This is a genomic window from Flavobacterium praedii (genome assembly GCF_026810365.1).
GTDB classification, from domain to species: domain Bacteria; phylum Bacteroidota; class Bacteroidia; order Flavobacteriales; family Flavobacteriaceae; genus Flavobacterium; species Flavobacterium praedii.
The window spans coordinates 1,431,502-1,457,566 of record NZ_CP113948.1 but is presented as its reverse complement, the minus strand read 5'-3'; the positions used below and the strand labels follow the sequence as shown (position 1 = coordinate 1,457,566).

General features: G+C 33.2%; 26 protein-coding genes. 6 read left to right on the top strand and 20 right to left on the bottom strand.

Annotation, left to right across the window (positions count from 1 at the left end):
- Positions 1 to 146 precede the first annotated feature (146 nt).
- Positions 147 to 698: a hypothetical protein gene (locus OYT91_RS06210; protein ID WP_281239944.1), complete on the bottom strand. Its 552-nt coding sequence runs from the start codon at positions 696 to 698 to the stop codon at positions 147 to 149.
- 306 nt (positions 699 to 1,004) lie between these two features.
- Positions 1,005 to 2,270: a MutS-related protein gene (locus OYT91_RS06205; RefSeq protein WP_281239943.1), complete on the bottom strand. Its 1,266-nt coding sequence runs from the start codon at positions 2,268 to 2,270 to the stop codon at positions 1,005 to 1,007.
- Positions 2,271 to 3,209: 939 nt separating this feature from the next.
- On the opposite strand from OYT91_RS06205, the gene ltrA (OYT91_RS06200) reads away from it, so the two are divergent.
- Complete coding sequence (gene ltrA / locus OYT91_RS06200; protein WP_281239942.1) at positions 3,210 to 4,472, top strand: group II intron reverse transcriptase/maturase; 1,263 nt, start codon at positions 3,210 to 3,212, stop codon at positions 4,470 to 4,472.
- A 143-nt stretch (positions 4,473 to 4,615) separates the two neighbouring features.
- Here the strand turns inward: ltrA (OYT91_RS06200) and OYT91_RS06195 are convergent, their stop codons facing one another.
- Complete coding sequence (locus tag OYT91_RS06195; protein WP_281239941.1) at positions 4,616 to 5,053, bottom strand: hypothetical protein; 438 nt, start codon at positions 5,051 to 5,053, stop codon at positions 4,616 to 4,618.
- Positions 5,054 to 6,412: 1,359 nt separating this feature from the next.
- Between OYT91_RS06195 and ltrA (OYT91_RS06190) the strand changes: the two genes are divergently transcribed.
- The gene (gene ltrA, locus OYT91_RS06190) at positions 6,413 to 7,675 is read left to right on the top strand and encodes a group II intron reverse transcriptase/maturase (protein WP_281239940.1); all 1,263 of its coding nucleotides are present in this window, start codon (positions 6,413 to 6,415) and stop codon (positions 7,673 to 7,675) included.
- Between the two features lie 476 nt (positions 7,676 to 8,151).
- Here ltrA (OYT91_RS06190) and OYT91_RS06185 read toward each other — a convergent pair whose 3' ends face one another.
- From OYT91_RS06185 to OYT91_RS06140, 10 genes are all read right to left on the bottom strand, one after another.
- Positions 8,152 to 8,388, bottom strand: coding sequence for a hypothetical protein (locus OYT91_RS06185; protein WP_281239939.1), 237 nt, complete (start codon positions 8,386 to 8,388; stop codon positions 8,152 to 8,154).
- Positions 8,389 to 8,581: 193 nt separating this feature from the next.
- On the bottom strand, positions 8,582 to 9,049 hold the full coding sequence (locus OYT91_RS06180; protein ID WP_269224624.1) for a macro domain-containing protein: 468 nt from the start codon (positions 9,047 to 9,049) through the stop codon (positions 8,582 to 8,584).
- Positions 9,046 to 9,315, bottom strand: a complete 270-nt coding sequence (locus OYT91_RS06175) for a hypothetical protein (protein WP_269222599.1) — start codon at positions 9,313 to 9,315, stop codon at positions 9,046 to 9,048. The genes OYT91_RS06180 and OYT91_RS06175 overlap by 4 nt, the downstream gene beginning before the upstream one ends.
- Positions 9,316 to 9,460: 145 nt before the next feature.
- The gene (locus tag OYT91_RS06170) at positions 9,461 to 9,931 is read right to left on the bottom strand and encodes a hypothetical protein (RefSeq protein ID WP_269222598.1); all 471 of its coding nucleotides are present in this window, start codon (positions 9,929 to 9,931) and stop codon (positions 9,461 to 9,463) included.
- A gap of 631 nt (positions 9,932 to 10,562) precedes the next feature.
- Positions 10,563 to 11,141 (bottom strand): hypothetical protein, encoded by a 579-nt coding sequence (locus OYT91_RS06165; protein WP_281239938.1) that lies wholly within the window; start codon positions 11,139 to 11,141, stop codon positions 10,563 to 10,565.
- Between the two features lie 179 nt (positions 11,142 to 11,320).
- Entirely contained in the window at positions 11,321 to 11,788 is a 468-nt protein-coding gene (locus tag OYT91_RS06160; protein WP_281239937.1) for a hypothetical protein, read from the bottom strand.
- A 160-nt stretch (positions 11,789 to 11,948) separates the two neighbouring features.
- Complete coding sequence (locus OYT91_RS06155) at positions 11,949 to 12,302, bottom strand: HepT-like ribonuclease domain-containing protein (RefSeq protein ID WP_264563943.1); 354 nt, start codon at positions 12,300 to 12,302, stop codon at positions 11,949 to 11,951.
- On the bottom strand, positions 12,295 to 12,594 hold the full coding sequence (locus OYT91_RS06150; RefSeq protein ID WP_264563944.1) for a nucleotidyltransferase family protein: 300 nt from the start codon (positions 12,592 to 12,594) through the stop codon (positions 12,295 to 12,297). The genes OYT91_RS06155 and OYT91_RS06150 overlap by 8 nt, the downstream gene beginning before the upstream one ends.
- Before the next feature lie 333 nt (positions 12,595 to 12,927).
- The gene (locus tag OYT91_RS06145; protein ID WP_281239936.1) at positions 12,928 to 13,260 is read right to left on the bottom strand and encodes a hypothetical protein; all 333 of its coding nucleotides are present in this window, start codon (positions 13,258 to 13,260) and stop codon (positions 12,928 to 12,930) included.
- A gap of 800 nt (positions 13,261 to 14,060) precedes the next feature.
- Positions 14,061 to 14,612 (bottom strand): GNAT family N-acetyltransferase, encoded by a 552-nt coding sequence (locus OYT91_RS06140; protein ID WP_281239935.1) that lies wholly within the window; start codon positions 14,610 to 14,612, stop codon positions 14,061 to 14,063.
- Positions 14,613 to 15,002: 390 nt separating this feature from the next.
- Between OYT91_RS06140 and OYT91_RS06135 the strand changes: the two genes are divergently transcribed.
- Positions 15,003 to 15,173: a hypothetical protein gene (locus OYT91_RS06135; RefSeq protein ID WP_281239934.1), complete on the top strand. Its 171-nt coding sequence runs from the start codon at positions 15,003 to 15,005 to the stop codon at positions 15,171 to 15,173.
- Positions 15,174 to 16,241: 1,068 nt separating this feature from the next.
- Here the strand turns inward: OYT91_RS06135 and OYT91_RS06130 are convergent.
- Positions 16,242 to 16,652, bottom strand: coding sequence for a hypothetical protein (locus OYT91_RS06130; RefSeq protein WP_281239933.1), 411 nt, complete (start codon positions 16,650 to 16,652; stop codon positions 16,242 to 16,244).
- Positions 16,653 to 17,422: 770 nt separating this feature from the next.
- Between OYT91_RS06130 and OYT91_RS06125 the strand changes: the two genes are divergently transcribed.
- From OYT91_RS06125 to OYT91_RS06115, 3 genes are read left to right on the top strand one after another with little or no spacing between them, the layout of a single operon-like run.
- Entirely contained in the window at positions 17,423 to 17,599 is a 177-nt protein-coding gene (locus OYT91_RS06125) for a hypothetical protein (RefSeq protein ID WP_281239932.1), read from the top strand.
- Complete coding sequence (locus tag OYT91_RS06120) at positions 17,583 to 18,287, top strand: N-6 DNA methylase (protein ID WP_281239931.1); 705 nt, start codon at positions 17,583 to 17,585, stop codon at positions 18,285 to 18,287. The genes OYT91_RS06125 and OYT91_RS06120 overlap by 17 nt, the downstream gene beginning before the upstream one ends.
- Positions 18,288 to 18,310: 23 nt before the next feature.
- Entirely contained in the window at positions 18,311 to 18,805 is a 495-nt protein-coding gene (locus OYT91_RS06115) for a hypothetical protein (RefSeq protein WP_281239930.1), read from the top strand.
- Positions 18,806 to 19,900: 1,095 nt separating this feature from the next.
- On the opposite strand, the gene OYT91_RS06110 is transcribed toward OYT91_RS06115, so the two are convergent.
- The 6 genes from OYT91_RS06110 to OYT91_RS06085 form a co-directional block, all read right to left on the bottom strand.
- Positions 19,901 to 20,983 carry an HNH endonuclease family protein gene (locus OYT91_RS06110; protein ID WP_281239929.1) on the bottom strand — a complete coding sequence of 361 codons (1,083 nt, stop codon included), beginning with the start codon at positions 20,981 to 20,983 and terminating at the stop codon, positions 19,901 to 19,903.
- A 2-nt stretch (positions 20,984 to 20,985) separates the two neighbouring features.
- Positions 20,986 to 22,092, bottom strand: a complete 1,107-nt coding sequence (locus tag OYT91_RS06105) for an adenine-specific methyltransferase EcoRI family protein (RefSeq protein ID WP_281239928.1) — start codon at positions 22,090 to 22,092, stop codon at positions 20,986 to 20,988.
- 852 nt (positions 22,093 to 22,944) lie between these two features.
- Positions 22,945 to 23,430, bottom strand: a complete 486-nt coding sequence (locus tag OYT91_RS06100) for a hypothetical protein (protein WP_281239927.1) — start codon at positions 23,428 to 23,430, stop codon at positions 22,945 to 22,947.
- Between the two features lie 175 nt (positions 23,431 to 23,605).
- Positions 23,606 to 24,316 carry a DUF3761 domain-containing protein gene (locus OYT91_RS06095; protein ID WP_281239926.1) on the bottom strand — a complete coding sequence of 237 codons (711 nt, stop codon included), beginning with the start codon at positions 24,314 to 24,316 and terminating at the stop codon, positions 23,606 to 23,608.
- Between the two features lie 161 nt (positions 24,317 to 24,477).
- A complete protein-coding gene (locus OYT91_RS06090; RefSeq protein ID WP_281239925.1) occupies positions 24,478 to 25,089 on the bottom strand; it encodes a hypothetical protein in 612 nt (203 codons plus the stop codon).
- A 178-nt stretch (positions 25,090 to 25,267) separates the two neighbouring features.
- Positions 25,268 to 25,933, bottom strand: a complete 666-nt coding sequence (locus tag OYT91_RS06085; RefSeq protein ID WP_281239924.1) for a hypothetical protein — start codon at positions 25,931 to 25,933, stop codon at positions 25,268 to 25,270.
- Between the last annotated feature and the right edge of the window lie 132 nt (positions 25,934 to 26,065).

Genomic DNA, 26,065 nt, shown 5'->3' with positions numbered 1-26,065 from the left:
ACGTTCCCGCGCTACAAGTAGTTTGGGACTAAATTAAGCCCATTATTCGGATTTGCCAAATCTTCCAAATACAAAACCAACTTCAAATTAAGCCTAAAACCCAAATTGCTTGTAGCGTGTGTTGGCGGTTCGTTCTTTTTTATTTATCACTCGTTTGCAAACTCTTTTAATTCATTCAGTTCACTTTGTATCTGTAATTCCCATTCTGTCTGTTTTTCTGAGATTTGTCCGAAGTTTGACTCTCCGTTATATACAACTCTGCGATTAGCAAAATCAGTCATTACTTTTTGATTTAACTCGTCGACGAACTGTGTTCCAGAAGCAATTTTCTTTCTGTTCTCTTTTAGTGCTTTTCTAAACTGTCGAGTATAGATTTCGCACATATCAAAAAGTGTTTGTTCGTAACGAAGTGAATTTGAAACATTAGATGTTGTATCAATCCAAGAAGCAGATTTAATGAAATAGTTACGAACTTTTTTATTGAAGTTTTTTGTCATAAAATCAAATCCACTAACTTGATAGTCTACAGAAAATTGAGCAAAGGAAGGATTAGTTTCTCCGTTCTTTGTTTTAATTACAAAGTCGTCAGTTGTTAGTTTTCTTGTCGAACTCCAAAATACAAGATTTTCATTTTTAGAAGTTTGTCCGAAAAGAAGATTAGATGGTTGAAGTAAGAAAATAAGAATCAATATTTTCATTATGACGTTTATTTTGATTAATAGTTTTAGGTTCATTTTTATTTTAAACTTTTTTATAAATTTATATTTCTTGATTTTATTTTCGCGTTTTTCGGCAAGAATGACCGCCAACGTCCCCGCGCTACAAGTAGTTTGGGACTAAATTAAGCCCTATTTTCGGATTTGCCAAATCTTCCAAATACAAAACCAACTTCAAATTAAGCCTAATACCCAAATTGCTTGTAGCGTGTGTTAGCGATTGTTGTGACACACTAGTTAAGCACCTCTGATTACCGATTCCAATAATCCATTCCAATTGATTATAGATTAAATTTTAGAATTTAATAGTTTATTTAAACCTGCTTTTTCAAATAAAATTCTTCCAACCTTAATTTCTGACCACCCTTTTTTTAGTTTATATGTAAAAGTAGGTGTATTATTAATTATCTCACAGTCTAAATAATAAGTTGAAATATTAGTACTAGTAAGATTTTTTAGTTCTTGAATGTGTGTAGAAATAAAAAAAAATGAATTAGAATAAAAACTAACACCATTTATTGTGGTGGTGCATATTTCCAAGGCATCTTCAATATTTGTTCCGCTAAAAAGTTCATCAAAAACAACAAAACATCTTTTTCCTTCGACTGCTTTCAAAAGAATATTTTTAAGACTCATGATTTCTGTCATAAAAAGACTGTAACCACTTAAAATATCATCACGCTTACTAATTCCTATTGAAAAATCAGTACAAAATGGAATTTTCGCTGTTGATGCTGGAATTCCAAAACCAAGATTTCCTAAATATACACATAAGCTAACGGATTTCAAGAAAGTTGATTTTCCTGACATGTTTGGTCCATTCAATATAATAATATTAGTGGAAGATGTAAAGCTATATTTAATCGGATTTTTAATTAGCGGATGATAAAAATCATTAAGAGTTATACTGTTTTTTTCAAAAGTAGGGAAAACAAAGTTTTTATCGACAATAGCTCTACTAATAGATAAATAGCTTTCAAACAAAAAAAGATCTTGCCAAAAAGTTTGGATACTATTTTCTGACTTTTGTTTTAAAATTATAGCTATTATTTCTTTACTATCCTTATTTTTCCACTTCTTCTCTCTAATAATTTTTTCATATTTATTTAACTGGAAAAAAGAAAGAAAAGTTAAAATTCTTTTTAAATCGGTTCTATATGTTTCAGGGAAATCTCTTAAATTAAGTCTTAAAAAGCAAATAGATTCAAGCCTATGTAAAAACAATATTAATTGATGGATTTTATTGTTCAAAAACATCTCGTCTGTACTAGGGCTAAAAAACAAAAGGTATTTCCTTTCAACCTGCTCGATTTTAAAATTATTTAGAAAAAAATGAACTTCATTTAGATATAGAACAGCATATGAATATTTTTTAAATAGCTCAATATTAGTAATGAAACTTTTAAGAATATCTTGCCGTTCAATAATTTGACTTTCGCTTATAAGAGATGTTTCTAATAAATTAAGGATTTTATTTCTAGTGAATGAATTTAGAGAATAATCAAAAATAGGTAATACTTCTTTTTTTATATTTAAATCTTGAATGTCATTCATAATTAATGTTTTATAATATGCTTAAACCCGTTGGGTGCAATTAATTCCGCTCGATTTTCGTCAGTAGCTTAGAAGCAGATTAGGTTCCATTTTTTCTTTCTCATTAACGTAAATTTCTCGATTTCCACGGAGCAATAATCGCTAACGTTCTGGCACTACAGCGGGTTTGGGACTAAATTAAGCTCTATTTTCGGATTTGCCAAATCATTCCAAATACAAAACCATTTTTCCATTAAGCCCAATGCCCAAATCCGTTGTAGTGGCTGTTATGTGATGGTTGTGTGTCCTGCGTTGCCTTAGGATACGAAGATATAAAAGTTCTTTGAAAAGGCAACATAACTTTATTAGAGATGATAGGCTTTATGAGTGTTCAGAAACGAGCCACGCCAAGAAGCGTGGAGGTCTCACAAAGGATTACAAGTAAAGAATTGGACTATCGGATAGGACTTTCAGGAGTTGTTTTCAAACCGCCTTGAGGTGCTGATTTAAAGAGAATTTGGTATTGAGCGTCAAGGTCAAAGCAGTGCCAACGTTTGTATGTTGAGTAGCTGTATGGTGCGGTTATAGTAGTTGAGCGCAAGCAAACCCTTATTGAGGTGTCGAAAATAACTTTTACTGTGTCAAAATCTATGGGGTCAGCGACCCAGCGAGACAGAGTGTAGCGGAAAACCTGATTACTGGCTACATGGCACACGGCATAAAGAGGGCAAGAACTATAACCAGGCTCTAGTAGGGAACAGGAGAACCAAGACTAAAATGACAAGCAAAAATGTCAAAAATCCCAGAGCGGAAAAGGCAGAAAGTAGCAATGTTTAGTTCTTGGGACGGATGAAGTCGTAGTAGCGAAAATATCCAAGAGAGTAGGAGTAATGACCCTGCGAGCGAAGGACTTCACTTAATTAGTTGATTTATTGTATAACAACTTAAAGCAATTTAAGGATGATTTTTAATGAACAACCCAAGTCGCAACCGATAAGTAAGTTGCAGGTACAAGAAGCTTTTAAGAGAGTAAAAGCCAACAAAGGGGCTAGTGGAGTAGATGGAGTAACCATCGAAGCAGTAACCAAAAACACTCGCAAATATCTGTACCCAATGTGGAATAGAATGGCAAGTGGGAGTTACTATCCCAAAGCCGTCAGACAAGTTTTGATACCCAAAAGCGATGGAAAAATGCGTCCATTGGGTATTCCTACCATAGTCGATAGAGTTGCCCAACAGGTAATTGCTACCGAATTGGAACAAATAGTAGAGAAACACTTCCATCCGAGCAGTTTTGGTTATAGACCAAATAAATCGGCACACGATGCCCTAGAGCAATGCCGTATCAACAGTATGAAATACAGTTGGGTAATTGATTTGGACATCAAAGGGTTTTTCGATAACATTGACCACGAATTATTGCTAAAAGCAGTACAGTTTTACACGCAAGAGAAACATATTTTGATGTATGTAAAACGCTGGCTCAATGCACCAGTTCAGCTAGGAGACGGAACCATCAAACACCCAGAGGGAAAAGGCACGCCACAAGGCGGAGTAATCAGTCCTGTACTTGCCAATATCTTTATGGATATAGTGTTTGATAAATGGATAACCCAAACAAGTCCCACTACACCTTTCCAAAGGTATGCAGATGATATTGTGCTACATTGCAAAAGCATCAAGCAAGCGTTGGGATTGATGCAGGCAATAAAAGAGCGATTGCGAGATTGCAAATTGGAATTAAACCAAGAAAAGTCGAAAATCGTCTATTGCCGAAGCAATCAAAAACGCCAACCACCATTTAAGGTAAGGTATCAAAAGTTCGACTTCTTAGGTTACACCTTTAGGCCACGAGTAGTGAAAGAACGGGGGAAAATCAGATTAGGATTTTCGCCTGCAATGAGCCAAAAGAGTAGGAGCAGAATAGTCAAAGAACTCCAAGAAATGAATTTTCATCGATGGGTTCAATTTCCGATAAGTAAAATTGCGGAACTACTAAGGCTCAAACTCCGAGGCTGGATAAATTACTATGGCAAGTTCCGAATGAGCGAAATGCGGAAACTTTTCAAGGTTCTGCATCTTCGCCTGACCAAATGGATACGAAACAAATACCGTCGTTTCAGAAGGAAACCTTGGTACGTAGGGTATAAATATCTTCAAAAGTTATCAAGAGACTTTCCAAACCTGTTTGAACATTGGCAATACGAAGGCTTCAGACCTTAAAAGACTTGAATTAAGAAGAGCCGTATGAATCGAGAGGTTCACGTACGGTTCTGTGAGAGGTTTAGGGGTGAGATTCCCCTTTACCTACTCGACTTTCTCGTTAGTTATGCTTCCTTTTTAATATTAACATCATAATTTTCAGCTTAAATCGGATACTTTCTTCCTAATCCTAATTGATAGAAAAATTGTAAGTAAATATAAATTAAAAAGGGAAATGTAATTATCGATAAAATTTTTATGTAGAGATTTTCTTTTTTATTTTTCATAACGTTTATCGACAAAATTATTAGACCGATTAATATTCCACAATACATAAAAAAGTGAATCCATTCCAATCCTTCCAAATCGTGAGTTCCACCCGAATATAATTTTATTAAAATGTCATTTGCGATTACTAAAAAAGATACAGATAAACTTTTAAGTATTGAGTTCAGATTTTCGGAAGCAAAACAAATAATTGCTGTTATTGTTGGAATTAATATTATAGTAAAATCAATTCCATTTGGTGGGAAAAAATGACCAATAATACCATTTATCAACACTAAGATTAGCGAAATTGTTAGAGCTAGAATGTTTTTCATATTCAATTACTATTATTCTTTTTCTGCGGTTTTTTGGCAAACTATCACATAACGTCCCCGCGCTACACGCAGGCTGGGATTAAAGATGCGTAATCTTTCGGTTAAAAACAAATGCATCAAACACAAACTATCTTCAAATTAAGACAATTGCCCAGCTTGCTTGTAGCGTGTGTTGGTGGCTGGTTGTTCTGTCGAAATTACGAATAACCGCAAAGTTATAACGCTTTTGCTTTTCAGATTCCAATTTTCACACTTTTACTTTTCAGCTTTCAATTTTAGGCGCAGTGTTTTTCAAGTTTTGCTTTTCACGTTTCAACGGCAAGTTCCAACTTTCATAATGCTGCTTTTCAGTTTTCAATTTTAGACGAACTACTTTTAAGTTTCTGTTTTTACGCTTCCACTGTCAGATTCCGATTTTCACGCTTCCGCTTTCCAAGTTTCAATTTTTCACGCTTCTGTTGGCAGGTTTCAATTTTCACGCTTCTACTTTGAAAACTTGCGGCGGAAAAAACTGTTTATTTTCAAATTGGATTTACCTGCGTAATTTCGGCGCAACTTGCCACCAACGTTCTCGCGCTACAGCGGGTTTGGGACTAAATTAAGCCCAATTTTCGGATTTGCCAAATCTTCCAAATACAAACCAATTTTTCCATTAAGCCAATTGCCCAAATCCGTTGTAGCGTGTGTTAGTGGCTGGCTGTGTGTCCTGCGTTGCCTTAGGATACGAAGATATAAAAGTTCTTTGAAAAGGCAACATAACTTTATTAGAGATGATAGGCTTTATGAGTGTTCAGAAACGAGCCACGCCAAGAAGCGTGGAGGTCTCACAAAGGATTACAAGTAAAGAATTGGACTATCGGATAGGACTTTCAGGAGTTGTTTTCAAACCGCCTTGAGGTGCTGATTTAAAGAGAATTTGGTATTGAGCGTCAAGGTCAAAGCAGTGCCAACGTTTGTATGTTGAGTAGCTGTATGGTGCGGTTATAGGAGTTGAGCGCAAGCAAACCCTTATTGAGGTGTCGAAAATAACTTTTACTGTGTCAAAATCTATGGGGTCAGCGACCCAGCGAGACAGAGTGTAGCGGAAAACCTGATTACTGGCTACATGGCACACGGCATAAAGAGGGCAAGAACTATAACCAGGCTCTAGTAGGGAACAGGAGAACCAAGACTAAAATGACAAGCAAAAATGTCAAAAATCCCAGAGCGGAAAAGGCAGAAAGTAGCAATGTTTAGTTCTTGGGACGGATGAAGTCGTAGTAGCGAAAATATCCAAGAGAGTAGGAGTAATGACCCTGCGAGCGAAGGACTTCACTTAATTAGTTGATTTATTGTATAACAACTTAAAGCAATTTAAGGATGATTTTTAATGAACAACCCAAGTCGCAACCGATAAGTAAGTTGCAGGTACAAGAAGCTTTTAAGAGAGTAAAAGCCAACAAAGGGGCTAGTGGAGTAGATGGAGTAACCATCGAAGCAGTAACCAAAAACACTCGCAAATATCTGTACCCAATGTGGAATAGAATGGCAAGTGGGAGTTACTATCCCAAAGCCGTCAGACAAGTTTTGATACCCAAAAGCGATGGAAAAATGCGTCCATTGGGTATTCCTACCATAGTCGATAGAGTTGCCCAACAGGTAATTGCTACCGAATTGGAGCAAATAGTAGAGAAACACTTCCATCCGAGCAGTTTTGGTTATAGACCAAATAAATCGGCACACGATGCCCTAGAGCAATGCCGTATCAACAGTATGAAATACAGTTGGGTAATTGATTTGGACATCAAAGGGTTTTTCGATAACATTGATCACGAATTATTGCTAAAAGCAGTACAGTTTTACACGCAAGAGAAACATATTTTGATGTATGTAAAACGCTGGCTCAATGCACCAGTTCAGCTAGCAGACGGAACCATCAAACACCCAGAGGGAAAAGGCACGCCACAAGGCGGAGTAATCAGTCCTGTACTTGCCAACATCTTTATGGATATAGTGTTTGATAAATGGATAACCCAAACAAGTCCAACTACACCTTTCCAAAGGTATGCAGATGATATTGTGCTTCACTGCAAGAGTATCAAGCAGGCGTTAGGGTTGATGCAGTCAATAAAAGAGCGATTGCGAGATTGCAAATTGGAATTAAACCAAGAGAAATCCAAAATCGTCTATTGCCGAAGCAATCAAAAACGCCAACCACCATTTAAGGTAAGGTATCAAAAGTTCGACTTCTTAGGTTACACCTTTAAGCCACGAGTAGTGAAAGAACGGGGGAAAATCAGATTAGGATTTTCGCCTGCAATGAGCCAAAAGAGTAGGAGCAGAATAGTCAAAGAACTCCAAGAAATGAATTTTCATCGATGGGTTCAATTTCCGATAAGTAAAATTGCGGAACTACTAAGGCTCAAACTCCGAGGCTGGATAAATTACTATGGCAAGTTCCGAATGAGCGAAATGCGGAAACTTTTCAAGGTTCTGCATCTTCGCCTGACCAAATGGATACGAAACAAATACCGTCGTTTCAGAAGGAAACCTTGGTACGTAGGGTATAAATATCTTCAAAAGTTATCAAGAGACTTTCCAAACCTGTTTGAACATTGGCAATACGAAGGCTTCAGACCTTAAAAGACTTGAATTAAGAAGAGCCGTATGAATCGAGAGGTTCACGTACGGTTCTGTGAGAGGTTTAGGGGTGAGATTCCCCTTTACCTACTCGACTTTTCGCTTCAGTTATTTCTGTTTTTCAATTTCTGTTTTCCAAAATTAATCAAATTTAAAAAGCCAACAATTGGTAAATACACAAATATTCCCAATACAATATAATAATAAGTTGTTTCTATAAATAGGGCAGTAAAAATATTTCCTTATCTGTTTATATTTCCATAAAATATTTTGTCGATAATAGATGATATTATTAAGGCAACTATTCCAATATAAAATTGATGTTTAATAGATTTATTTAGAATTACTACTAAATTGTCAAAGGTGAAATTATTAAATAAATTTACTTTTCGTGATTTTAGCAATATAGGTAAAACTAATAGTATGAACAAAATTGGATAAATGTAAATTATATGTTTTTCGCTGATATACATTATTCGTTAAATTTTATTGAATTTACAATATTCGTAAAATTCATCAATTTGAGTTCCAATTATGGTTCTTATTTTTTTATTTTTCTGTTCAAAACTCTGCATTTTAGACTTTACTTCATAACAAATTTCAAGCGCTGAACAATAATTACGAAATGGAATTTCAATCTCAATTCTAAAATTTTCAAATTCTGTATGTTTGAGTTTTGCGTCAATTTCTTCTAATATATTTATGTAATTTCTCATTTGTTGCGTTAGATTCCTGAATTTTCTGGTTTTCACACGGGCGCTTGCCACTAACGTTCTGGCACTACAGCGGGTTTGGGATTAAATTAAGATCATTTTTCGGATTTGCCAAATCATCCAAATACAAAACCATATTTCCATTAAGCCCAATGCCCAAATCCGTTGTAGTGGCTGTTACCAGTAGCCCTTTTACTCACTTAATGTCATAAACATAAGTTTCGATTTCATTGTTCAGTAAAGATTCCTGTATTAGCGGTTCTATTTTATCCCAAGTTCCACCTGCAAGTCCGCAACCAATTCTTGGCATGTGGACAGATGTATTATTTTCTTTTGCAAATTGGGCAACTTTTTCAAGTCCAATTTTTATCGCATCGTAACGAATTGGAGCATTACCATTTTCATCTATATTTATTCTATGCTGTCCAATTAAATTTGCAATCCAAATATCCTCTTCAACTCTTACAAACTGTATTTGTCCAAGTAAGAAGTTGTCTTGTGATTTAAACCACTCCCTATATTTTTTCTCAGGTTCTGCCCAACGTTTAGAAATTGCCATTACAAATCCTTTTCCCCAACCTCCAATGTCATTACAAATATGGACAATGATTTTATTACCGATTATTTTCGGATTTGTAGCATCACCTACAATATAATTGATCACTTTTCCCATTGATATTCAAAGTCTTTTTTGTTTATAATGAATTTTTCAAATTCTAAAAGGTCGATTTTTTGGTCTGCAAGAAATCCAAACTCATCTTCTATTAATTCTTCACTATATTTTAATATTTTTCCATTTTCATAAACTTCAATTTGTCGAAGTATTTCTCCTTTCTGATTTGATTCAAGATAATAGTCACAAGTTCCCCAAGTTTCGAATTTTTCAATCCGACTTTCGTTAAAATGTCTTTTGTAATATAATGTTGTCATAGGGTTACTGGTAACGTTCTGGTACTACAGCGGGTTTGGGACTAAATTAAGCCCATTCTTCGGATTTGCCAAATCATCCCAAATACAAAACCAACTCTCCATTAAGCCAATTACCCAAATCCGTTGTAGTAGCTGTTAGGCAACGTTATTTAATTATAAGTTCAAATTTTCCTGTTCTTTCTTTTTGAAAAACTTTTTGCATTTCTTCTCTGTTTTGCAGTAAAATGGTGTCTTTGCCAAAAATCTTAATATTTTTAATGTATTCAAATATTGGTTCTGAACCACGATTTACACAGATTTCAAAAGTATCTTTCGGTGTAATTTTAACATCTATTAAGCAATTCAAAGAGTCTACTTTTATGAACATATCTTTCTGTGAATTTTCTTCGACGAATAATGCATTAAAAGGGTCTGTTCCTCCTAAGAATTTTTTAATTGTGTCTTCATCGTTTTGTATTTTTATTCCCAAATATTTTTCAATAGTATCTTTATCGTATTGTATTTTTAGATAAAGATTCCTTTCAGAAGAATTAATTATGGACGAAGCTGTATAGGATTCACAAGAGCAAAATATAACAAGTAAAGTAATTAATAATAATTTTATTGTTTTCTTCATTTCTTATGTTTCCTGATTTTGTTATAATGTTGCCTAACGTCCCCGCGCTAAAAGCAGTTTGGGACTAAATTAAGCCCTATTTTCGGATTTGCCAAATCTTCCTGACACAAAACCAACTTTAAATTAACCCAAATCCCCAAATTGCTTGTAGCGTGTGTTAGCGATTGTTGTGACACACTAGTTAAGCACCTCTGATTATCGATTCCAATAATCCATTCCAATTGCGGAAGTTTATCCACTTTCAAAATCCGTCCCGAAAACACTTTCAAGCAATCCAAAAATCAGGAGAATAAAATTCCTCTTAAACCTCAAAAAAAATCGGCGAAAAAAGTCCGCAAAAAAAATCGACTTTCAAATTCCATTTTGAAACTCGACTTTCAAAATCCGCAAACAATTCCGTTCGATTTTTGCCGGCAGAGTAGGAGCAGATTAGTTTCCATTTTTTCTTTCTTATTAACGTAAATTGCTCGATTTCAACGGAACAATAATCGCTAACGTTCTCGCGCTACAAGAAGTTTGGGGCTAAATAAGCGTTATCTTTCGGATTTGCCAAATCTTCCAATTACAAACCAATTTTTCCATTAAGCCAAATCCCCAAATTGCTTGTAGCGTGTGTTGGCGGTTCGGTTTTTTATTTATTCCAAGGAAATTGTTTCATATCTGTAAATTCATTTCCGTCATAATCAAATTTATAAGTTCTGTTTTCCCAATCTGTAGCAATTATATATTTTTCGTTTAGTTCAAAATCATCTTTTCCACTAATCGTAGTAAATATATCAGCTCCACCTTTCTGCCACAATATCATTCCGTTTTCATCCAACTTTGAAATTTCTGTTTCTCCGTGAACTATATAAAAATTATCCTTTTTAAAAATTTCAAAACAACTTATTTGGTCTGCTTTAGTTTTCCATAAAAGGTTTAATTCAGGAAACGATAAACAGAATATTTTATCAGCACAGCATATTAAAATTCTGTTTTTTTCAATAATTTTTGAGTTTTCGCTTATTCCTGAGTTTCCGCCTTCGGAGCCAATAATTGCACTTTTTATTAATTGTTTGTTTTCGTATATTTTTATACCAACAAAAGTTGAGTTGTATTTATTTTCAGCTTCTAAATATTCAGAATCATATTTATTTGTATTTTCAGCAGAACCAACTTCATAAGTTTTATCAGTAAAAATTTCGATGTTATATTTTTCGATTATATTCATACTTTTAATTTCGTTTCGTTCGGCTAAACTGACCGCCAACGTTCTGGCACTACAGCGGGTTTGGGACTAAATTAAGCCCTATTTTCGGATTTGCCAAATCATCCCAAATACAAAACCATTTTCCCATTAAGCCAAATGCCCAAATCCGTTGTAGTGGCTGTTACCAGCTGTGCATTTATTTATACTTGACCTCTCTTCGGAAATGGTGGTTTCCAAGGAGGAATAATTACAGTTCTTTGAAAATGTATTAATGTCTTGTTTGACTTTAATTTTACATTTACAATATAAGCTTGTGGTCCAATATCTAAGGTATCGACTATTAAATCAAAAGTTCCATTCAATGATTTCTCACTTGAAGATAACTTTATTTTATAGTTTCCTTTTATACTTTCAACATATTGTAAACTTGCACTTATATTATTTCTCTCTACTGGAATTGTAATTGATTTTGTCCAACCGTTAATTATAATTTGAGGCGGAAAATCTATAATAGTAGCTAATAAATCTGGATATATTTTCTTGTTATCTAATACTATTTCTTTAGCTTCCCAATTCCCCTCTAAATTGATTCCATCGGGTTTATAAAGTAAGATACAGAAAAATAATAATATTAAAACGCTTATTATTAACCTTTTAAACCACTTCATTTACTTCGTTTTTTTTGCATTGCTGGTAACGTTCCCGCGCTACAGCGGGTTTGGGACTAAATTAAGCCCTATTTTCGGATTTGCCAAATCATCCCAAATACAAAAACAACTTTCCATTAAGCCAATTGCCCAAATCCGTTGTAGCGTGTGTTGGCAGTAGTTATTTTTCTTCTTTTTGGATTAAATTGTCAATCTCTATTTTCAATTTCGGTAAGTGATTGATTAAGATTGACCAAATATTCTCGTCAGAAACATTATCATAAGCATGAATCACATGATTTCTGAGTCCAATAATTGCTTTTGCGTTTGATATTTTATCAACAAAAGAATCATCTCGAGTAATTATTCGGTTGATTGCTTCGCCAATAATTTCAAGATTTCTTTCAACAGCTCTTTTACGCATTAAGTTACTTCGATATTTGAAAAAATCTTTCTCTTCATTATGGAAGAACTCGTTTATTTCATCAATGGACATTTTTATATCAAACAACCATTTAAGAATCCTTTCATCCATAAATTAGTTCTTTTGAATTGTCGATTGATTTAATTAAGATTGGATTTTTTAAAGTCTGTTCTTCAAGTAGGTCAACTTCTCGACCAAATAAAGACTCTAATTTTTCTTTGAAGTTTATGTAGTTGTCAAAATATTTTGAAAGTTCAATTTGCTTAAACTTAACTAATAAATCAACATCGCTTTTTTCGTTAAAGCTGGAATTCAGGGATGAACCAAATAGATACATTTTTTCCACATTGTATATTACACAAAGCTTTTTTAAGTTATCTATATTATTGTCAATAATTCCCATACTACAAATTTAAACAAAAATATCTTTTAAAATCGGATTCGTCGAATAATTACTGCCAACGTCCCCGCGCTACAAGTAGTTTGGGACTAAATTAAGCCCTATTTTCGGATTTGCCAAATCTTCCAAATACAAAACCAATTTCAAATTAAGCCTAATACCCAAATTGCTTGTAGCGTGTGTTAGCGGTTCGGCTTTTTTATTCACTGAATTTCGGTTTTGCTTCCGCGCCATTTCAAAGTCGGAAGCATTTTTTAAAACTATTTAATTATGAAAAAAAAAGATAAAATTGATTTAATAAAATTCTGCATTATCACTTTTCTAATTGGTTTTATTCTAAGTCTTATTTCTAATTATTTTCAATAGACCAAGAAAACACAAGTATAAAGTAATAACCAAATATCCACCATAAACATATTTGTCGGAAATTTTACTTTCTAATAATAAATTATAAGCAATACTTCTTTTTTCTTTTGGAATGTATTTTTCAATTAAAGAAAAAGATTTTTCAAGAGTTGAATTATAAATAACTAAACAAATAAAAACTGAAAACACAAAAAATAAGACAGCATTTATCTTTCTTTCATAAAAATCTGGATGGTTATATGCTATAAAAGCAACTCCGCTAACAATCATTAATATTAATCCAGATACAAGTGCTTCAATCATTTTTCTATTTGTTTAATTTTATATTCTCCGTTTCGGTTTCAAGCTGACCGCTAACGTCCCCGCGCTACAAGCAGTTTGGGACTAAATTAAGCCCATTTTTCGGATTTGCCAAATCTTCCAAATACAAAACCAACTTCAAATTAAGCCAAATCCCCAAATTGCTTGTAGCGTGTGTTGGCGGTAGTTACTTTTTTACTTATTCAAAAAAAAGTCTAAATACCCAATTACATGGCGTATAATGTTGAACGAATTGAGTGAAATAGGCGTATACAGTAAGGGAAAGTAAAACCCACAAAAAAAAGATAAGGGATAAATATAATCTTGTAAACAGCTTATTGAGTTTTAATTTAATAGCACTTGCTATTAATAGAATAGTAGTAAATGTAGCTATCAAATAGTAATTTTCAACATAGCAAACATCACTTCTACAGTAGAGACTAGCAATAAATATCAACGGAATTACTATTAAAATTATTTTCTGTTTTTTCGCAGAGTTCATAGTTATTGTATTTTAAGTTTAAAAAGCAATTTTTTTATTAATGCCTCTTTAATGTTCTGAAAATAATTATTTACCATTTATGCTTTTCTGATATTCATCCATATTTTTACTTTATTCCATTAGCTGAAGGGTTCAATTTAAGAGTAAATATGTCGCAATTACCGCCAACGTTCTGGCACTACAGCGGGTTTGGGATTAAATTAAGACCATTTTTCGGATTTGCCAAATCTTCCAAATACAAAACCAACTTTCCATTAAGCCCAATGCCCAAATCCGTTGTAGTGGCTGTTAGCTGTGGTTTTTATTTCACGTTCATTGTCATTGTTAAATTGTCAAAATATCTGCCATCTTGCTTGAAAAAGTTTTTTATTATTCCACTTTCTTCAAATCCCATTTTTCGATATAGATTTAGTCCTAGTTCATTTTCTGTATAAACTTGTAGCCAAATCAATTCTACAATCGAATTGTGTTTAGCCCATTCGATTGTCGATTTTAATAATATCCTACCAAGTCCAGAATTCCTCCATTCTTTTAATATTCCCATTCCAATAACAGCTGTATGTTCCATAATTTTTCTCCGATTTCCAGTTAAGTCAATATTTCCAATTATTTCATTGTCATATTCTGCGACTAAAAGCAAAGAATTATCATTTGTCAAGAAAGAGTTTATCCATTCCTTTTCTTGTTCAATTGTCATTTTGATTTCTTGTCCAAGTTTTGGAATGTAATCACTTTGAGGAATATATGTTTTTATACAATTAAGTAATTTTTCGGCATCGTCAATTTCAGCTTGTCTAATTGTTACAAGTTTTTGATTTTTAAGTTCTAATATTTGATGTTTAAATTTTAGCATTGTCGTTGGTTAAAATCACAGCTAACGTCCCCGCGCTACACGGAGTTTGGGACTAAATTAAGCCCATTATTCGGATTTGCCAAATCTCCCAAATACAAAACCAATTTCAAATAAAGCCTAAAACCCAAATTGCTTGTAGCGTGTGTTATAGGGCGGTTGTTTTATCGAAATTACGATTTTCACACAAAACTTTTACGCTTCTGTTGGCAAAATCTAATTTTTCAAGTTTCTGCGGTTAAATTCCAACGTTTCGTGTAGCATCTAAGTTACGCGATGTTTTTCTTAATTAAAAAAATTAAGCAAGTTAATAAGCTAGCAACAATTACACTCAATAAAGCCATTAAGTAAACATCTGATAGATACCCTTCAAATGGTTTTATTTTAAAATAAGTGAAAAGAACTGAAGTTGACACCAAGCTAAAAATTGCTAAACTTATAAAAATAGAAACTTTAACACGAAATATTCTTAGACAAATTAATATTACTAACGAAATAGCAAATGTTATGCTTACATTCAACATTGTTATAAATGGCGCCATTCCAATTTCGCCTCCAGAATAATTAGTTGTTTTTAGATAGATTACAAAAATAATGTTACTTAAAACAGATGTCAAAAAATATGAAAATAAATGTTTTAGCCAGTATTCCATTTAAACTTTTTGTTGTTAGTTAATTCAAATTACGCATAACTTTCAAGTTTCAGCTGTCAAATTCTAATTTTCACGCTTCTGCTTTTCAGGTTTCAACTTTTCAGGTTTTAACTTTTCAAGTTTCTGTTGGTAAAATCCAACTTTTCACGCTTCTGCTTTATAAACTTTCGGCGGAAACAAATGCTTATTTTCTAATTATTTTATCTGCGTAATCGGCTCAACTGCCCTATAACGTTCCCGCGCTACAAGAAGTTTGGGACTAAATTAAGCCCTATTTTCGGATTTGCCAAATCTTCCTGACACAAAACCAACTTCAAATTAAGCCAAATGCCCAAATTGCTTGTAGCGTGTGTTAGTGGCTGGCTCTTTCAGCGTTCTAATTTTCAAGTTTCTACTTTCAAATTCCAACTATTAAACATCTATTTTTCAAATTCCGTCTTTAACGTTTCTACTTTTTAGGTTTCAATTTTCACGTTTCTGTTGGCACATTCCAACTTTCAAGTTTCTGCTTTTCAGATTCCAATTTTCACGTTTCTGTTGGCACATTCCAACTTTCAAGTTCCGCTTTTAAGATTCCAATTTTCACGTTTCTGTTGGCACATTCCAACTTTCAAGTTTCTGCTTTTCAGATTCCAATTTTCACGTTTCTGTTGGCACGTTCCAACTTTCAAGTATCTGCTTTTCAGATTCCACTTTTTACATTTTTTAGCTAAACATCAATTTTTATATTTCTATTTAATTTCAAAGCTTCGCTCTTCAAACTTACATTTTGAAAGTTTTGAATATATTTAACTTTTTGTAATTCAATTTTTTACGTCTGTTTCTCTTCGAGCTTGCCACTAACGTCTTGGCACTACAGCGGGTTTGGGGTTAAATTAAGCCCATTTTTCGGATTTGCCAAATCATCCCAAATACAAGACCATCTTTCCATTAAGCCTATTGCCCAAATCCGTTGTAGTGGCTGTTATGCCTAGTGCTTTTATTGTCGTTTGGTAAATTGTCCAACTTCGCTTTCAAATAAATTTTGATTCACTCTATAGTAATACCAATTTTTTTGTCTGTCGTATTTGTTCTCTTTTTCAACTTTATCACTCCAAACACATTCATTAATTTCAAAAGTCTTTTCAATAAATTTAGTGTCAATTGCTTTTAGCACTTCTGTTATTTTAGCACTTTCTGTATTTGGGAGTATAACAAGTATCTCGTCAATTATTTTTCTTGCATCCATTTCGTTTAGCCATTCATAAATCAACTCTTCATTGTCCGCATAATTGTCTGTAAATCGTTTCCACTTTGGAATTAAATAGTTCAGTCCGTCCTGCCTGACAAAGTCAGCTTTGTCTTTTAGAATAGCTTTTATTTCTTCTGTATGTGGAAATTCTGTTGTCATTTATTTTTCTTCTAGCATTAGGCATAACGTCCCCGCGCTAAAAGCAGTTTGGGACTAAATTAAGCCCATTATTCGGATTTGCCAAATTTTACTGACACAAAACCATATTTAAATTAAGCCAATTGCCCAAATTGCTTGTAGCGTGTGTTATGAGCTGGTTGTTTCTAGCTGATATTCCTAATTATTAATCGATTTTAAACCAATTTTCGGCAGGCACAAAACCCAATTCTTGCCCAAATCTCAGCTAATTTCATTCCCTTTTTTAATCTAATTTCATCCAATTATTGGCAAATTTAAAAACTAATTCGAATCTAAATTTCAGCCAATTTTCATTCTTATTTTTTCATCTCAATTTGAGAATCAAAACGATTGTTTATTTCCATTAAAAACTCTGAAATTCAAATTCGCTTTTCAAGTTCTTCATTTCAGATTCAGTTTAAAACTCCGAAATTCAAGTTTGCTTTTCAAGTTCCGAATTTCAAACCTTCAATTTCAGATTCAGTTTAGAAGTTCCAAAATTCAAGTTCTGCATTTCAGATTCTAAACATCAAACTGTGTTTTTTGCTTTTCGTGATATACTTCCAATTAAAAACTCCATTTTTCAAGCTTCAGAATTTTATTTTCTGCGCAACTAAATAATTTTTAAAAGACTGATTTTAAATGAAATGCACTTTTTTCAACTAGCTCATAACGTCCCCTTGCTAAACGAGGTTCGGGACTGATAAATCCTGAACCTCTAATTAAAAAACCATAAAAACAAATACAAAACTATGTCTAAATTAAACCAATTGCCCGAATCTTGTTTAGCAAGTGTTGGCAGTAGTGCTTTTCTTTTGGAGGCTGTCAAATTATTAGTTTACAAAACGCCTCAAAAAATTGTCGATTACGTTGAAAAACACAAACACGATTGTTTAATTAAAAATCCACCTTATGTTATTCGCAAGTGAATTAAATAAAATATCTAACCGCCACCATAAAAGCCAAGTTTTTGATGATTTTTTGGGAATGGCAGTATGTGCCTACTCCCTTGGAAAGAGCGAGGATATTTATTTGGATATAGCAAAAAAATACAACGAAGAAGAATTGAAAGGTTTCGCCAACGCATTAGGTGGATTAGTTTTAGACCACGAAAAGCAAAACATATCTGTTCAATGGAAAGACTTTTTAGGAAATTACTTCGAGGAGTTTGGACAAAGCAATTCTAAAATGGGGCAGTTTTTTACACCAACTTCGATTTGTAATCTTATGGCTTATTTTACGAATGACAATCTGAAAGAAGAAACACAAACGGTAAATGATCCTTCATGCGGGAGTTCAAGAAACCTTATCGCCCACGCAATGAAAAATCCAAACAACCGATTCAATTTTTTTTATGTTGGGCAGGATTTAGACAAACGCTGTTGCTTAATGTCGGTTCTAAATTTCGTAATGTTCGGACTATCTGGAGTTGTAATTTATATGAATTGCCTTTCGCTTGAAATATACGGAGGATGGAGGATTTATATGCCCGAAACGCTTTTGGGCGTGCAACCGTTATCGGTTGACGAATGCAGGCGTTATTTATTTACTGAGAAAGTAGAAGAAGAAGAGCCTGTTTTGGTTGAGAATTTTCCATTAACACTTTTTGACGTATGACACAGCAGGAACACGATGATTTATTGAAATTTACAAAAAATAAATACATTTCTATTTTTGGAAATTTAGACCATAAAACTTTAGAAATTCACGATTTTTTTTATAATGCTTTTGCAAAAAATCCATTAGATTTAAAAAAAGAAATAGTCAATGAAATATATTCTGAATACAGAATTTTTACAGGTGAAATACAACGTGAAAAAGGAAATATTCAAGATTTTGAAAAAAAATGCAACGTATGCAAAGAGTTTAAAAATTCTTTCCTATTTAGAGAAAGATATTCAAAAGTATATAAATTTTCTTATCTGTATTATTGTTGTAAAGACTGTGAAGAAAATATTAACTCAACCAGAGTTATTGACAAAAAAAATCAAGCTTTACTAGCTAGAAACTGGTACGAAAAAAACAAAGAGTTATGTATTTTAAGAGCGAAAATCTGGAGGCAAAATAATTCAGACAAAAACAGAATTAGTCAAAAAAAATATAGGGACAAAAGGCGTCTATCTTCGGTTTCGTAGCATTACTGCCAACGTCCCCGCGCTACACGCAGTTTGGGACTAAATTAAGCCCTATTTTCGGATTAGCCAAATCTTTCTGATACAAAACCAACTTCAAATTAAGCCAAATACCCAAATTGCTTGTAGCGTGTGTTAGCGATTGTTGTGACACACTAGTTAAGCACCTCTGATTATCGATTCCAATAATCCATTCCAATTGTGGAAGTTTATCCACTTTCAAAATCCGTCCCGAAAACACTTTCAAGCAATCCAAAAATCAGGAGAATAAAATTCCTCTTAAACCTCAAAAAAAATCGACCAAAAAATTCCGCAAAAAAAATCGACTTTCAAATTCCATTTTGAAACTCGACTTTCAAAATCCACAATCAATTCCGTTCGATTTTTGTCGGCAGAGTAGGAGTAGATTAGTTTCCATTTTTTTCTTTCTTATTAACGTAAATTACTCGATTTCAACGGAACAATAATCGCTAACGTTCCCGCGCTAAAAGCAGTTTGGGACTAAATTAAGCCCATTTTTCGGATTTGCCTAATATTTCTGAAACAAACTAATTTTCCCATTAAGCCAAATCCCCAAATTGCTTGTAGCGTGTGTTAGCGATTGTTGTGACACGCTAGTTAAGCACATCTGATTATCGATTACAATAATCCATTCCAATTGCGTATGAATTTCCATTTTTTATTTTCCGCTACCAAAGTTCCGCTTTAGCAAGTTCAGTTTAGCAAGTTTAGCTTCGGCAAACTTTATTTAAACCTCAAAAAAAATCGACAAAAAAATTCCGCCTTCGATTGTCCGAAAAGCGGTTCACATTTTTTACTTCCGCAACAATTAAGTTTCAATTTTCGGATCTGATTTCGGTCAACTCGGTTTCAGCTTTTGTAAAACTTTTTCCAAATTAAAATACCCGATTAAATTCAGCGGTTTTTCGTCACCGGAGCAATAATCGCTAACGTTCTCGCGCTACAGCGGGTTTGGGACTAAATTAAGCCTTATCTTCGGATTTGCCAAATTATCCCAAATACAAAACTATTTTCCCATTAAGCCAATTGCCCAAATCCGTTGTAGCGTGTGTTGGTGGCTGGACTTCTTGTTTATTCCTATTTTCCGCTTTTGATTCGGTTATCGTGTTTGCACAACATTTGGCAATTTTCGGCAGAAGTATTTCCGCCTTCGTGCCAAGGCGTAATGTGGTCGGCTTCCATACTCGAAAGTTCAAAATGTTCGCCACATTTCACGCAAATTCCTTGTTGTCTTTCGTAGGCTTCACGTTTTTGATTATCGGTAAATGCTCGAATATTTAGAAATTTTTCTTTGCGAGTTAAAACGTATTCGTAAATTCCTTTTTTGTTGGTAACGTCTTCGTCTTGCATCAAAGTTGAGATTTCTTCTTCGAGTTTTTTGTGGTCGAAGTTTTGAGTTTTAAACTCGTTGTACAAAAATCCCCAACCAATTCCTTTCATTTCTCTGCGATGTTTTGGGAAAGTCGCTTTTACCCAACTAATGATAGATTGAAAATACAACCAAATTTCGTTTGCGTTTGGGTCGTGTTGGTGATTAGACATATAAACCTCAATGTTTCCATTAGAAATCCATTTGATGGCGGTTTCTAAATATTCTTGTCGGTCAGGACTTCCAACCATATAATCGCCTGCTAAACCAAATGCAGGACAATTTCGTTTACTAAAAATTGGTTTTGCACTAGATACCCAACTTCCCGAATAAACTGCGTTTCGCAGTTCTTGTTCGGTTAGTTTTTCGCCTGCAATGTTGATAGTTTTAAACCATTCCAATTTTTGGCTATCCGTTCCACTACACAAATAAACCATCAATTTGTAGTTTAAAATTTGCTCTTGTTCGTCTTTTTGTAGATTATGAAAAAATCTAAAATTATATGCAAATTCGCCTGTTACAAACTGACAAATTGAAATAGTTCTTTGTTGTCCGTCAATAACTTCAAAATTTCCATCTTCACGAACTGCCCAATACATTACATTTAGCGGAAAGTTTTTTGTAATCGTGTCAATTACTGCTTCACGTTGTTTGTCTTTGTAGATAAATTCACGTTGATAGGGTGGACGAATGTCTAATTTTCCATCATATCCAATAACACCGTTTTCGTTGTTGTCTTCGTAATTTTCAGTTAGTTCTCGTATTGTAATTTCTTTGAGTTCTATGTTCATCGCTAGTTTTGTATTTGCTTATTTTTTATCAAAAACCTTGTGTAAAGAACTTTTAAATAACCATCAGCATTATCTGCTGTGTAATAAACGCCTTCGGGTTTGGTTTTATATAGAATTGTTGAGCTTGTGTTTGCTTTACTTCCGTTGATAATTGTACCGTTTTCGTTGTGTTGCTTTGGGTTGATGTACTTTTTTGTTGGCGTAGCTTCAAATTCATCTCTGCCCGAAGTCATTCCCACAATATCAAATTGGTCAGGATTGTATTTGTCCAAAAATGTAATTGGAACTCCCATAACACCGTCATAATCGATTGGGATTTCACTAGTTTTACTTACCTCAATTGCATCATAATTATCGTATTTTGGATAATCGATTTCGTTATAAGTCTTGTACAGAATTAAATTTTCGTGGCGTTTGTTAAGGTCAATATTTGTAAACCAATGAACGCCTGAAACTCTAATCATTCCTTCTTTTCTGTCGGTTGCAGTTGCGTAATCTTCGTAATGTTGGTTGATAAAATGACCCGCACCACCTTTGAAACCGTTACCCAACCAAATTTTGTTGTCTTTTATAAGTCTGAAAATTTCTTTGTATTTGGTTGCATTTTGATGTCCGATAATGACAAATTTTTTATCGTGTTCGATAAGTTGAGCAACGTATTCACGAAACAAAGAAAAAGGCGGATTTGTAACGACAATATCGGCTTGCGTTAGCAAGTCGATACTTTCTTTACTGCGAAAATCGCCATCGCCTTTTAATGGTTTTATTCCAATTTCGTCAATATCGGGAACGAAATTCCCATTTTTATCTCCGTTGTATTCGAGATAAATTGCATTTTCAGAATTATGTTTGCTGAATAAATCACGTTCTTGATTTTGGAAGCAAGTTGTGATTAATTTTTTGAGTTCAAATTTCTCGAAATTGTGAGAAAAAAAGTGAAAGAAATTACTAATTCTCGGGTCATCACAATTGCAATAAACCACTTTGTCTTTAAAGTGTTTTTTGTAATGTTTCAGTTCATTTGCGATGTCTGAAAGTTGTGTGTAGAATTCGTCTTTTTTATTATTTTTAGCTTCTGTTAGTCGCTCATTCTTGGTTTTTACCGCCATTATTGTCCGTTTTACGGTGACAATTCTGACGGTTTTCTTTTGTTGGACAGTTGTTTTAGCCCCGAATTTCCGTTAGTCTTGCCACCAACGTCCCCGCGCTAAAAGCAGTTTGGGACTAAATTAAGCCCATTTTTCGGATTTGCCAAATCTTCCAAATACAAAACCAATTTTAAATTAAGCCAAATACCCAAATTGCTTGTAGCGTGTGTTACTGGCTGGTTGTTTCTAGCTGATGTTCCAATTAAAACCCGATTCTATTCCAATTTTCAGCTGGCACAAAACCCAATTCTAGCCTTAATCTCAGCTAATTTTATTCCATTTTATATTCGATTTTCAGCCTAATATTGGCAATTTTAAATCCCAATTCGGCATTAATTTCATTCTTGTTTTTTTGGTAAAAACCCATTTTTAATTTAAAAAAAATCCAACCTTAAACTTCTACTTTTCAGTTTAGAAACTCCGAAACTCAAGTTAGAAATTCAGATTATGTTTTCAGATTCAGTTTAGAAACTTCGAAACTCAAGTTCGAAATTCACGCTTCGCTTATCAGATTCAGTTTAGAAGCTTCGAAACTCAAGTTCAAGTTCAAGTTCAAGTTTTTCAGACTTTAAAATTCAAATTTATCAAGTTTCCGAACGACTATTTCTTGTCATCATAATAGAATTATAAAAGCTGTTTTTATCGAAATTTTCCTTCTTATTTCGCGACTAGCCAGTAACGTTCCCGCGCTACAAGCAGTTTGGGACTAAATTAAGCCCTATTTTCGGATTTGCCAAATCTTCCAAATACAAAACTAATTTCAAATTAAGCCTAATACCCAAATTGCTTGTAGCGTGTGTTGGCGGTTGTTTTTTATTTATTTTCGTAATATTCTTTTCCAAAAATCGCTGGTTCTTTCAAAGCTTTTAATATTTGCCTTTTACCTTTCGGACATTCATATTTATACAATAGTTTTAAAACTCTATTTCTAATACGAACTTGTTCTTTATCGGACAACTGTGGTGTTAAACCATCAATTGGACCATTGAATATTTTAGGATTAAATGCAACTCTTATTACTTCATTTGAAATCCCCACAATTTCCCTTGGATTACTTTTAAAATAAATAATATAATCAGGTTTCAAAAAATGATTTTCAACATATTTTAGTCCTTCTAAAAATGTTGAGTCTTTAATTTGATTTGTAGAAAATTCATTTGAGATTTCATTCCAAGCATTTTTATCTCGACAAGTATAATATGCATCTCCAATTTCAGATGTTTCTGCGTTGACTCCATAGCAACTATAAAACAAAGCAATAGTAAATAATAAACATATTTTGATTAGATATTTTTTCATTTTATAAATTTCATTTTGTCGAGCGAAAATAACCGCCAACGTTCTCGCGCTACAGCGGGTTTGGGACTAAATTAAGCCCATTATTCGGATTTGCCAAATCATCACAAATACAAGACCAACTTTCCATTAAGCCAATTGCCCAAATCCGTTGTAGCGTGTGTTAGTGGCAGGCTTTTTATTCAATCCACGACCTTTCTTGTGCTTCTATTCTAGATTCTTTTTTTGATTTTTTATGTTGTCCTTTATGAAATTTTCGATAAACACCATTATGCCAAGAACAAGTTCCTCTTCCTTGTGAATGACTTATTTTTCCATCTCTGCAGATTGAACCATCAAATTCATATATTTCACGTTCATATATTCGTTCAGTTAAAATATCAACAGAAGTAAAACCATCTCTAATTCTTGAAACAAAGAGTAATGCAAAAATAAGTATAGGGATGAAAGTTATCGCTATTGTTGATATTATTTTATCCTTAATTTCTCTTAATTTCTCTTGCCTTTTTAATTTTTTAATTTCTGTTTTGATAATTATTTGATGTCTTTTGGCTAATGCATTTCTTATACGTCTTTCGAAATGTTCATCATCAAATAATAATTCCTTTACATCAAATTCACTGTTTAGATAGAAATATAAGTCAGAACTATTAAAATTGAATTTTCGCAATCTATTTGAGAATTCTTTTTTTCTATTTTTTTGTAATTCGACATAACTTGTTATTATTTCTTTATTCTGAATTTCTACAAAACTATATTCCCAAGCTTTTTTTAAGTGTTCAATTTTGATATTAGAAAACATTGATAAAAATTGTTTTTCATCAAGAAGGTGATATTTTCTATTGATGATGCAATATTTATTTAGTTTATTTTGAATTTCTTCATCCATTTTTTCGCATTTTAGGCAAGCTTGCCACTAACGTTCCCGCGCTACAAGCAGTTTGGGACTAAATTAAGCCCATTATTCGGATTTGCCAAATCTTCCTGAAACAAAACCAACTTCATATTAAGCCAAATCCCCAAATTGCTTGTAGCGTGTGTTATGCGATGCTATAATACGAGATGTTCATAATTTCCAATTTGTTTCCAGATTCCATTTTCACCTTTTTCAAAGATTATTTTTAAAACTCCAAAATAGTCATCTGTCTTTTCTCCCAAAAAAACGCCTTTGGATTTAATGTCTACTTCTATGAAAGCAAATTTATTATTTGAAGTGTAAATAGGTTCGCTAATCAAAAAGTAAAAGCCTTTTGTTTTTTTAGTATTATTAACTGTAAAATATTTTTTCTCTAATATTTTAATTTTTTTTGACTTCACATTTTGACAAGCTTGGCTTAAATATTTCTTTTCATTGTCATTAAATAAATTATCATATTTATTTGTAGAAAATATGTAAACATTATTGTAAGGATGATGTTCGTCTTCTTCAATTTCTTTTAAAACTTTTTCATCTTTCAAATTTATATCTAGCCAAAAACTTTTAGGATAAAATGTAATTGTTGAATCAACTATAATAAATTTTTTAGGAATTTTACCATTTAAGATTTTAATAATGCTAAAATTCTCTTCATTTTCAAATATAATTTTATAAAATTCATTTGTTTGAGAAAAGGAAAAATTACCAATTAGTAAAAACATTAAATAGATTATTTTATTTTTCATAGATGTCTTTTTCTAGGTTTTCTGGGCAAGTATCGCATAACGTTCTGGCACTACAGCGGGTTTGGGACTAAATTAAGCCCTATTTTCGGATTTGCCAAATCATCCCAAATACAAAACCATATTTCCATTAAGCCCAATGCCCAAATCCGTTGTAGTGGCTGTTACCAGCAGTATGTTTTTAATAGTACATTGTGATTTCAGAATTTGGAAACTTTAATTCATTATCTCCAGGATTGAAACCATCCATTTTCGGTAAAGATTTTAGTTTTCTGTTTATTTCCTTTTTTTCAATTTTCGAACTGTTCTTTTCACAATTTTCTGTTTCCTTTTCGTATTTAATTTTGCCACTTGATAAGTTATAGTCAAAATTTTCCCAATAGTCGCAAGGTGAACCAAAATTAACAGTTGCTCCGATTAAGTAAAAATCCTCATTTTGATATCTAAACCTATGTGTATAGCTCCATTTTTGCCTACCTCCTCCAGTATGATAAATTACAATACAATTTCTCTCAATTGAAATTCCCTCAAATGAGTCTCCCATCGGACCACCGTGCTCACTTGGTTGTATTGCTCCAATAGATTTTCGCCACAATTCCCACTTATCAATATTCTTTTTGTAAATATATATTTGTCTTTCAGTTCCGAAATCAGTTTCTTTTTTAGTATTATAGACTATAACTTTTTCAGCAATTCCATCTTTGTCTAAATCTCCTTCTGCTTCGCCAATATTTTCAAAAGATTGTGGTGCTTTAATAAGTTCTATTCTTTTATTATCCTGACTAAAACAAGAAATAAATGAAATAAAAAATAGAATTATCGTGTATTTAGGTGCGTTTTTTTTCATATTGCTGGTAACGTCCCCGCGCTACAAGCAGTTTGGGACTAAATTAAGCCTTATTTTCGGATTTGCTAAATCTTCCAAATACAAAACCAATTTCAAATTAAGCCTAATACCCAAATTGCTTGTAGCGTGTGT

Coding starts and splice junctions, on each gene's coding strand:
- OYT91_RS06195 (WP_281239941.1), bottom strand. CDS start 5,053: ATGAAAAACATTCTAGCTCTAACAATTTCGCTAATCTTAGTGTTGATA.
- OYT91_RS06090 (WP_281239925.1), bottom strand. CDS start 25,089: ATGAAAAATAAAATAATCTATTTAATGTTTTTACTAATTGGTAATTTT.
- OYT91_RS06160 (WP_281239937.1), bottom strand. CDS start 11,788: ATGAAGTGGTTTAAAAGGTTAATAATAAGCGTTTTAATATTATTATTT.
- OYT91_RS06140 (WP_281239935.1), bottom strand. CDS start 14,612: ATGCTAAAATTTAAACATCAAATATTAGAACTTAAAAATCAAAAACTT.
- OYT91_RS06210 (WP_281239944.1), bottom strand. CDS start 698: ATGAAAATATTGATTCTTATTTTCTTACTTCAACCATCTAATCTTCTT.
- ltrA (WP_281239942.1), top strand. CDS start 3,210: ATGATTTTTAATGAACAACCCAAGTCGCAACCGATAAGTAAGTTGCAG.
- OYT91_RS06100 (WP_281239927.1), bottom strand. CDS start 23,430: ATGAAAAAATATCTAATCAAAATATGTTTATTATTTACTATTGCTTTG.
- OYT91_RS06145 (WP_281239936.1), bottom strand. CDS start 13,260: ATGATTGAAGCACTTGTATCTGGATTAATATTAATGATTGTTAGCGGA.
- OYT91_RS06150 (WP_264563944.1), bottom strand. CDS start 12,594: ATGGGAATTATTGACAATAATATAGATAACTTAAAAAAGCTTTGTGTA.
- OYT91_RS06120 (WP_281239931.1), top strand. CDS start 17,583: ATGTTATTCGCAAGTGAATTAAATAAAATATCTAACCGCCACCATAAA.
- ltrA (WP_281239940.1), top strand. CDS start 6,413: ATGATTTTTAATGAACAACCCAAGTCGCAACCGATAAGTAAGTTGCAG.
- OYT91_RS06095 (WP_281239926.1), bottom strand. CDS start 24,316: ATGGATGAAGAAATTCAAAATAAACTAAATAAATATTGCATCATCAAT.
- OYT91_RS06125 (WP_281239932.1), top strand. CDS start 17,423: ATGTCTAAATTAAACCAATTGCCCGAATCTTGTTTAGCAAGTGTTGGC.
- OYT91_RS06170 (WP_269222598.1), bottom strand. CDS start 9,931: ATGAAGAAAACAATAAAATTATTATTAATTACTTTACTTGTTATATTT.
- OYT91_RS06085 (WP_281239924.1), bottom strand. CDS start 25,933: ATGAAAAAAAACGCACCTAAATACACGATAATTCTATTTTTTATTTCA.
- OYT91_RS06165 (WP_281239938.1), bottom strand. CDS start 11,141: ATGAATATAATCGAAAAATATAACATCGAAATTTTTACTGATAAAACT.
- OYT91_RS06185 (WP_281239939.1), bottom strand. CDS start 8,388: ATGAGAAATTACATAAATATATTAGAAGAAATTGACGCAAAACTCAAA.
- OYT91_RS06105 (WP_281239928.1), bottom strand. CDS start 22,092: ATGGCGGTAAAAACCAAGAATGAGCGACTAACAGAAGCTAAAAATAAT.
- OYT91_RS06155 (WP_264563943.1), bottom strand. CDS start 12,302: ATGGATGAAAGGATTCTTAAATGGTTGTTTGATATAAAAATGTCCATT.
- OYT91_RS06110 (WP_281239929.1), bottom strand. CDS start 20,983: ATGAACATAGAACTCAAAGAAATTACAATACGAGAACTAACTGAAAAT.
- OYT91_RS06130 (WP_281239933.1), bottom strand. CDS start 16,652: ATGACAACAGAATTTCCACATACAGAAGAAATAAAAGCTATTCTAAAA.
- OYT91_RS06205 (WP_281239943.1), bottom strand. CDS start 2,270: ATGAATGACATTCAAGATTTAAATATAAAAAAAGAAGTATTACCTATT.
- OYT91_RS06175 (WP_269222599.1), bottom strand. CDS start 9,315: ATGACAACATTATATTACAAAAGACATTTTAACGAAAGTCGGATTGAA.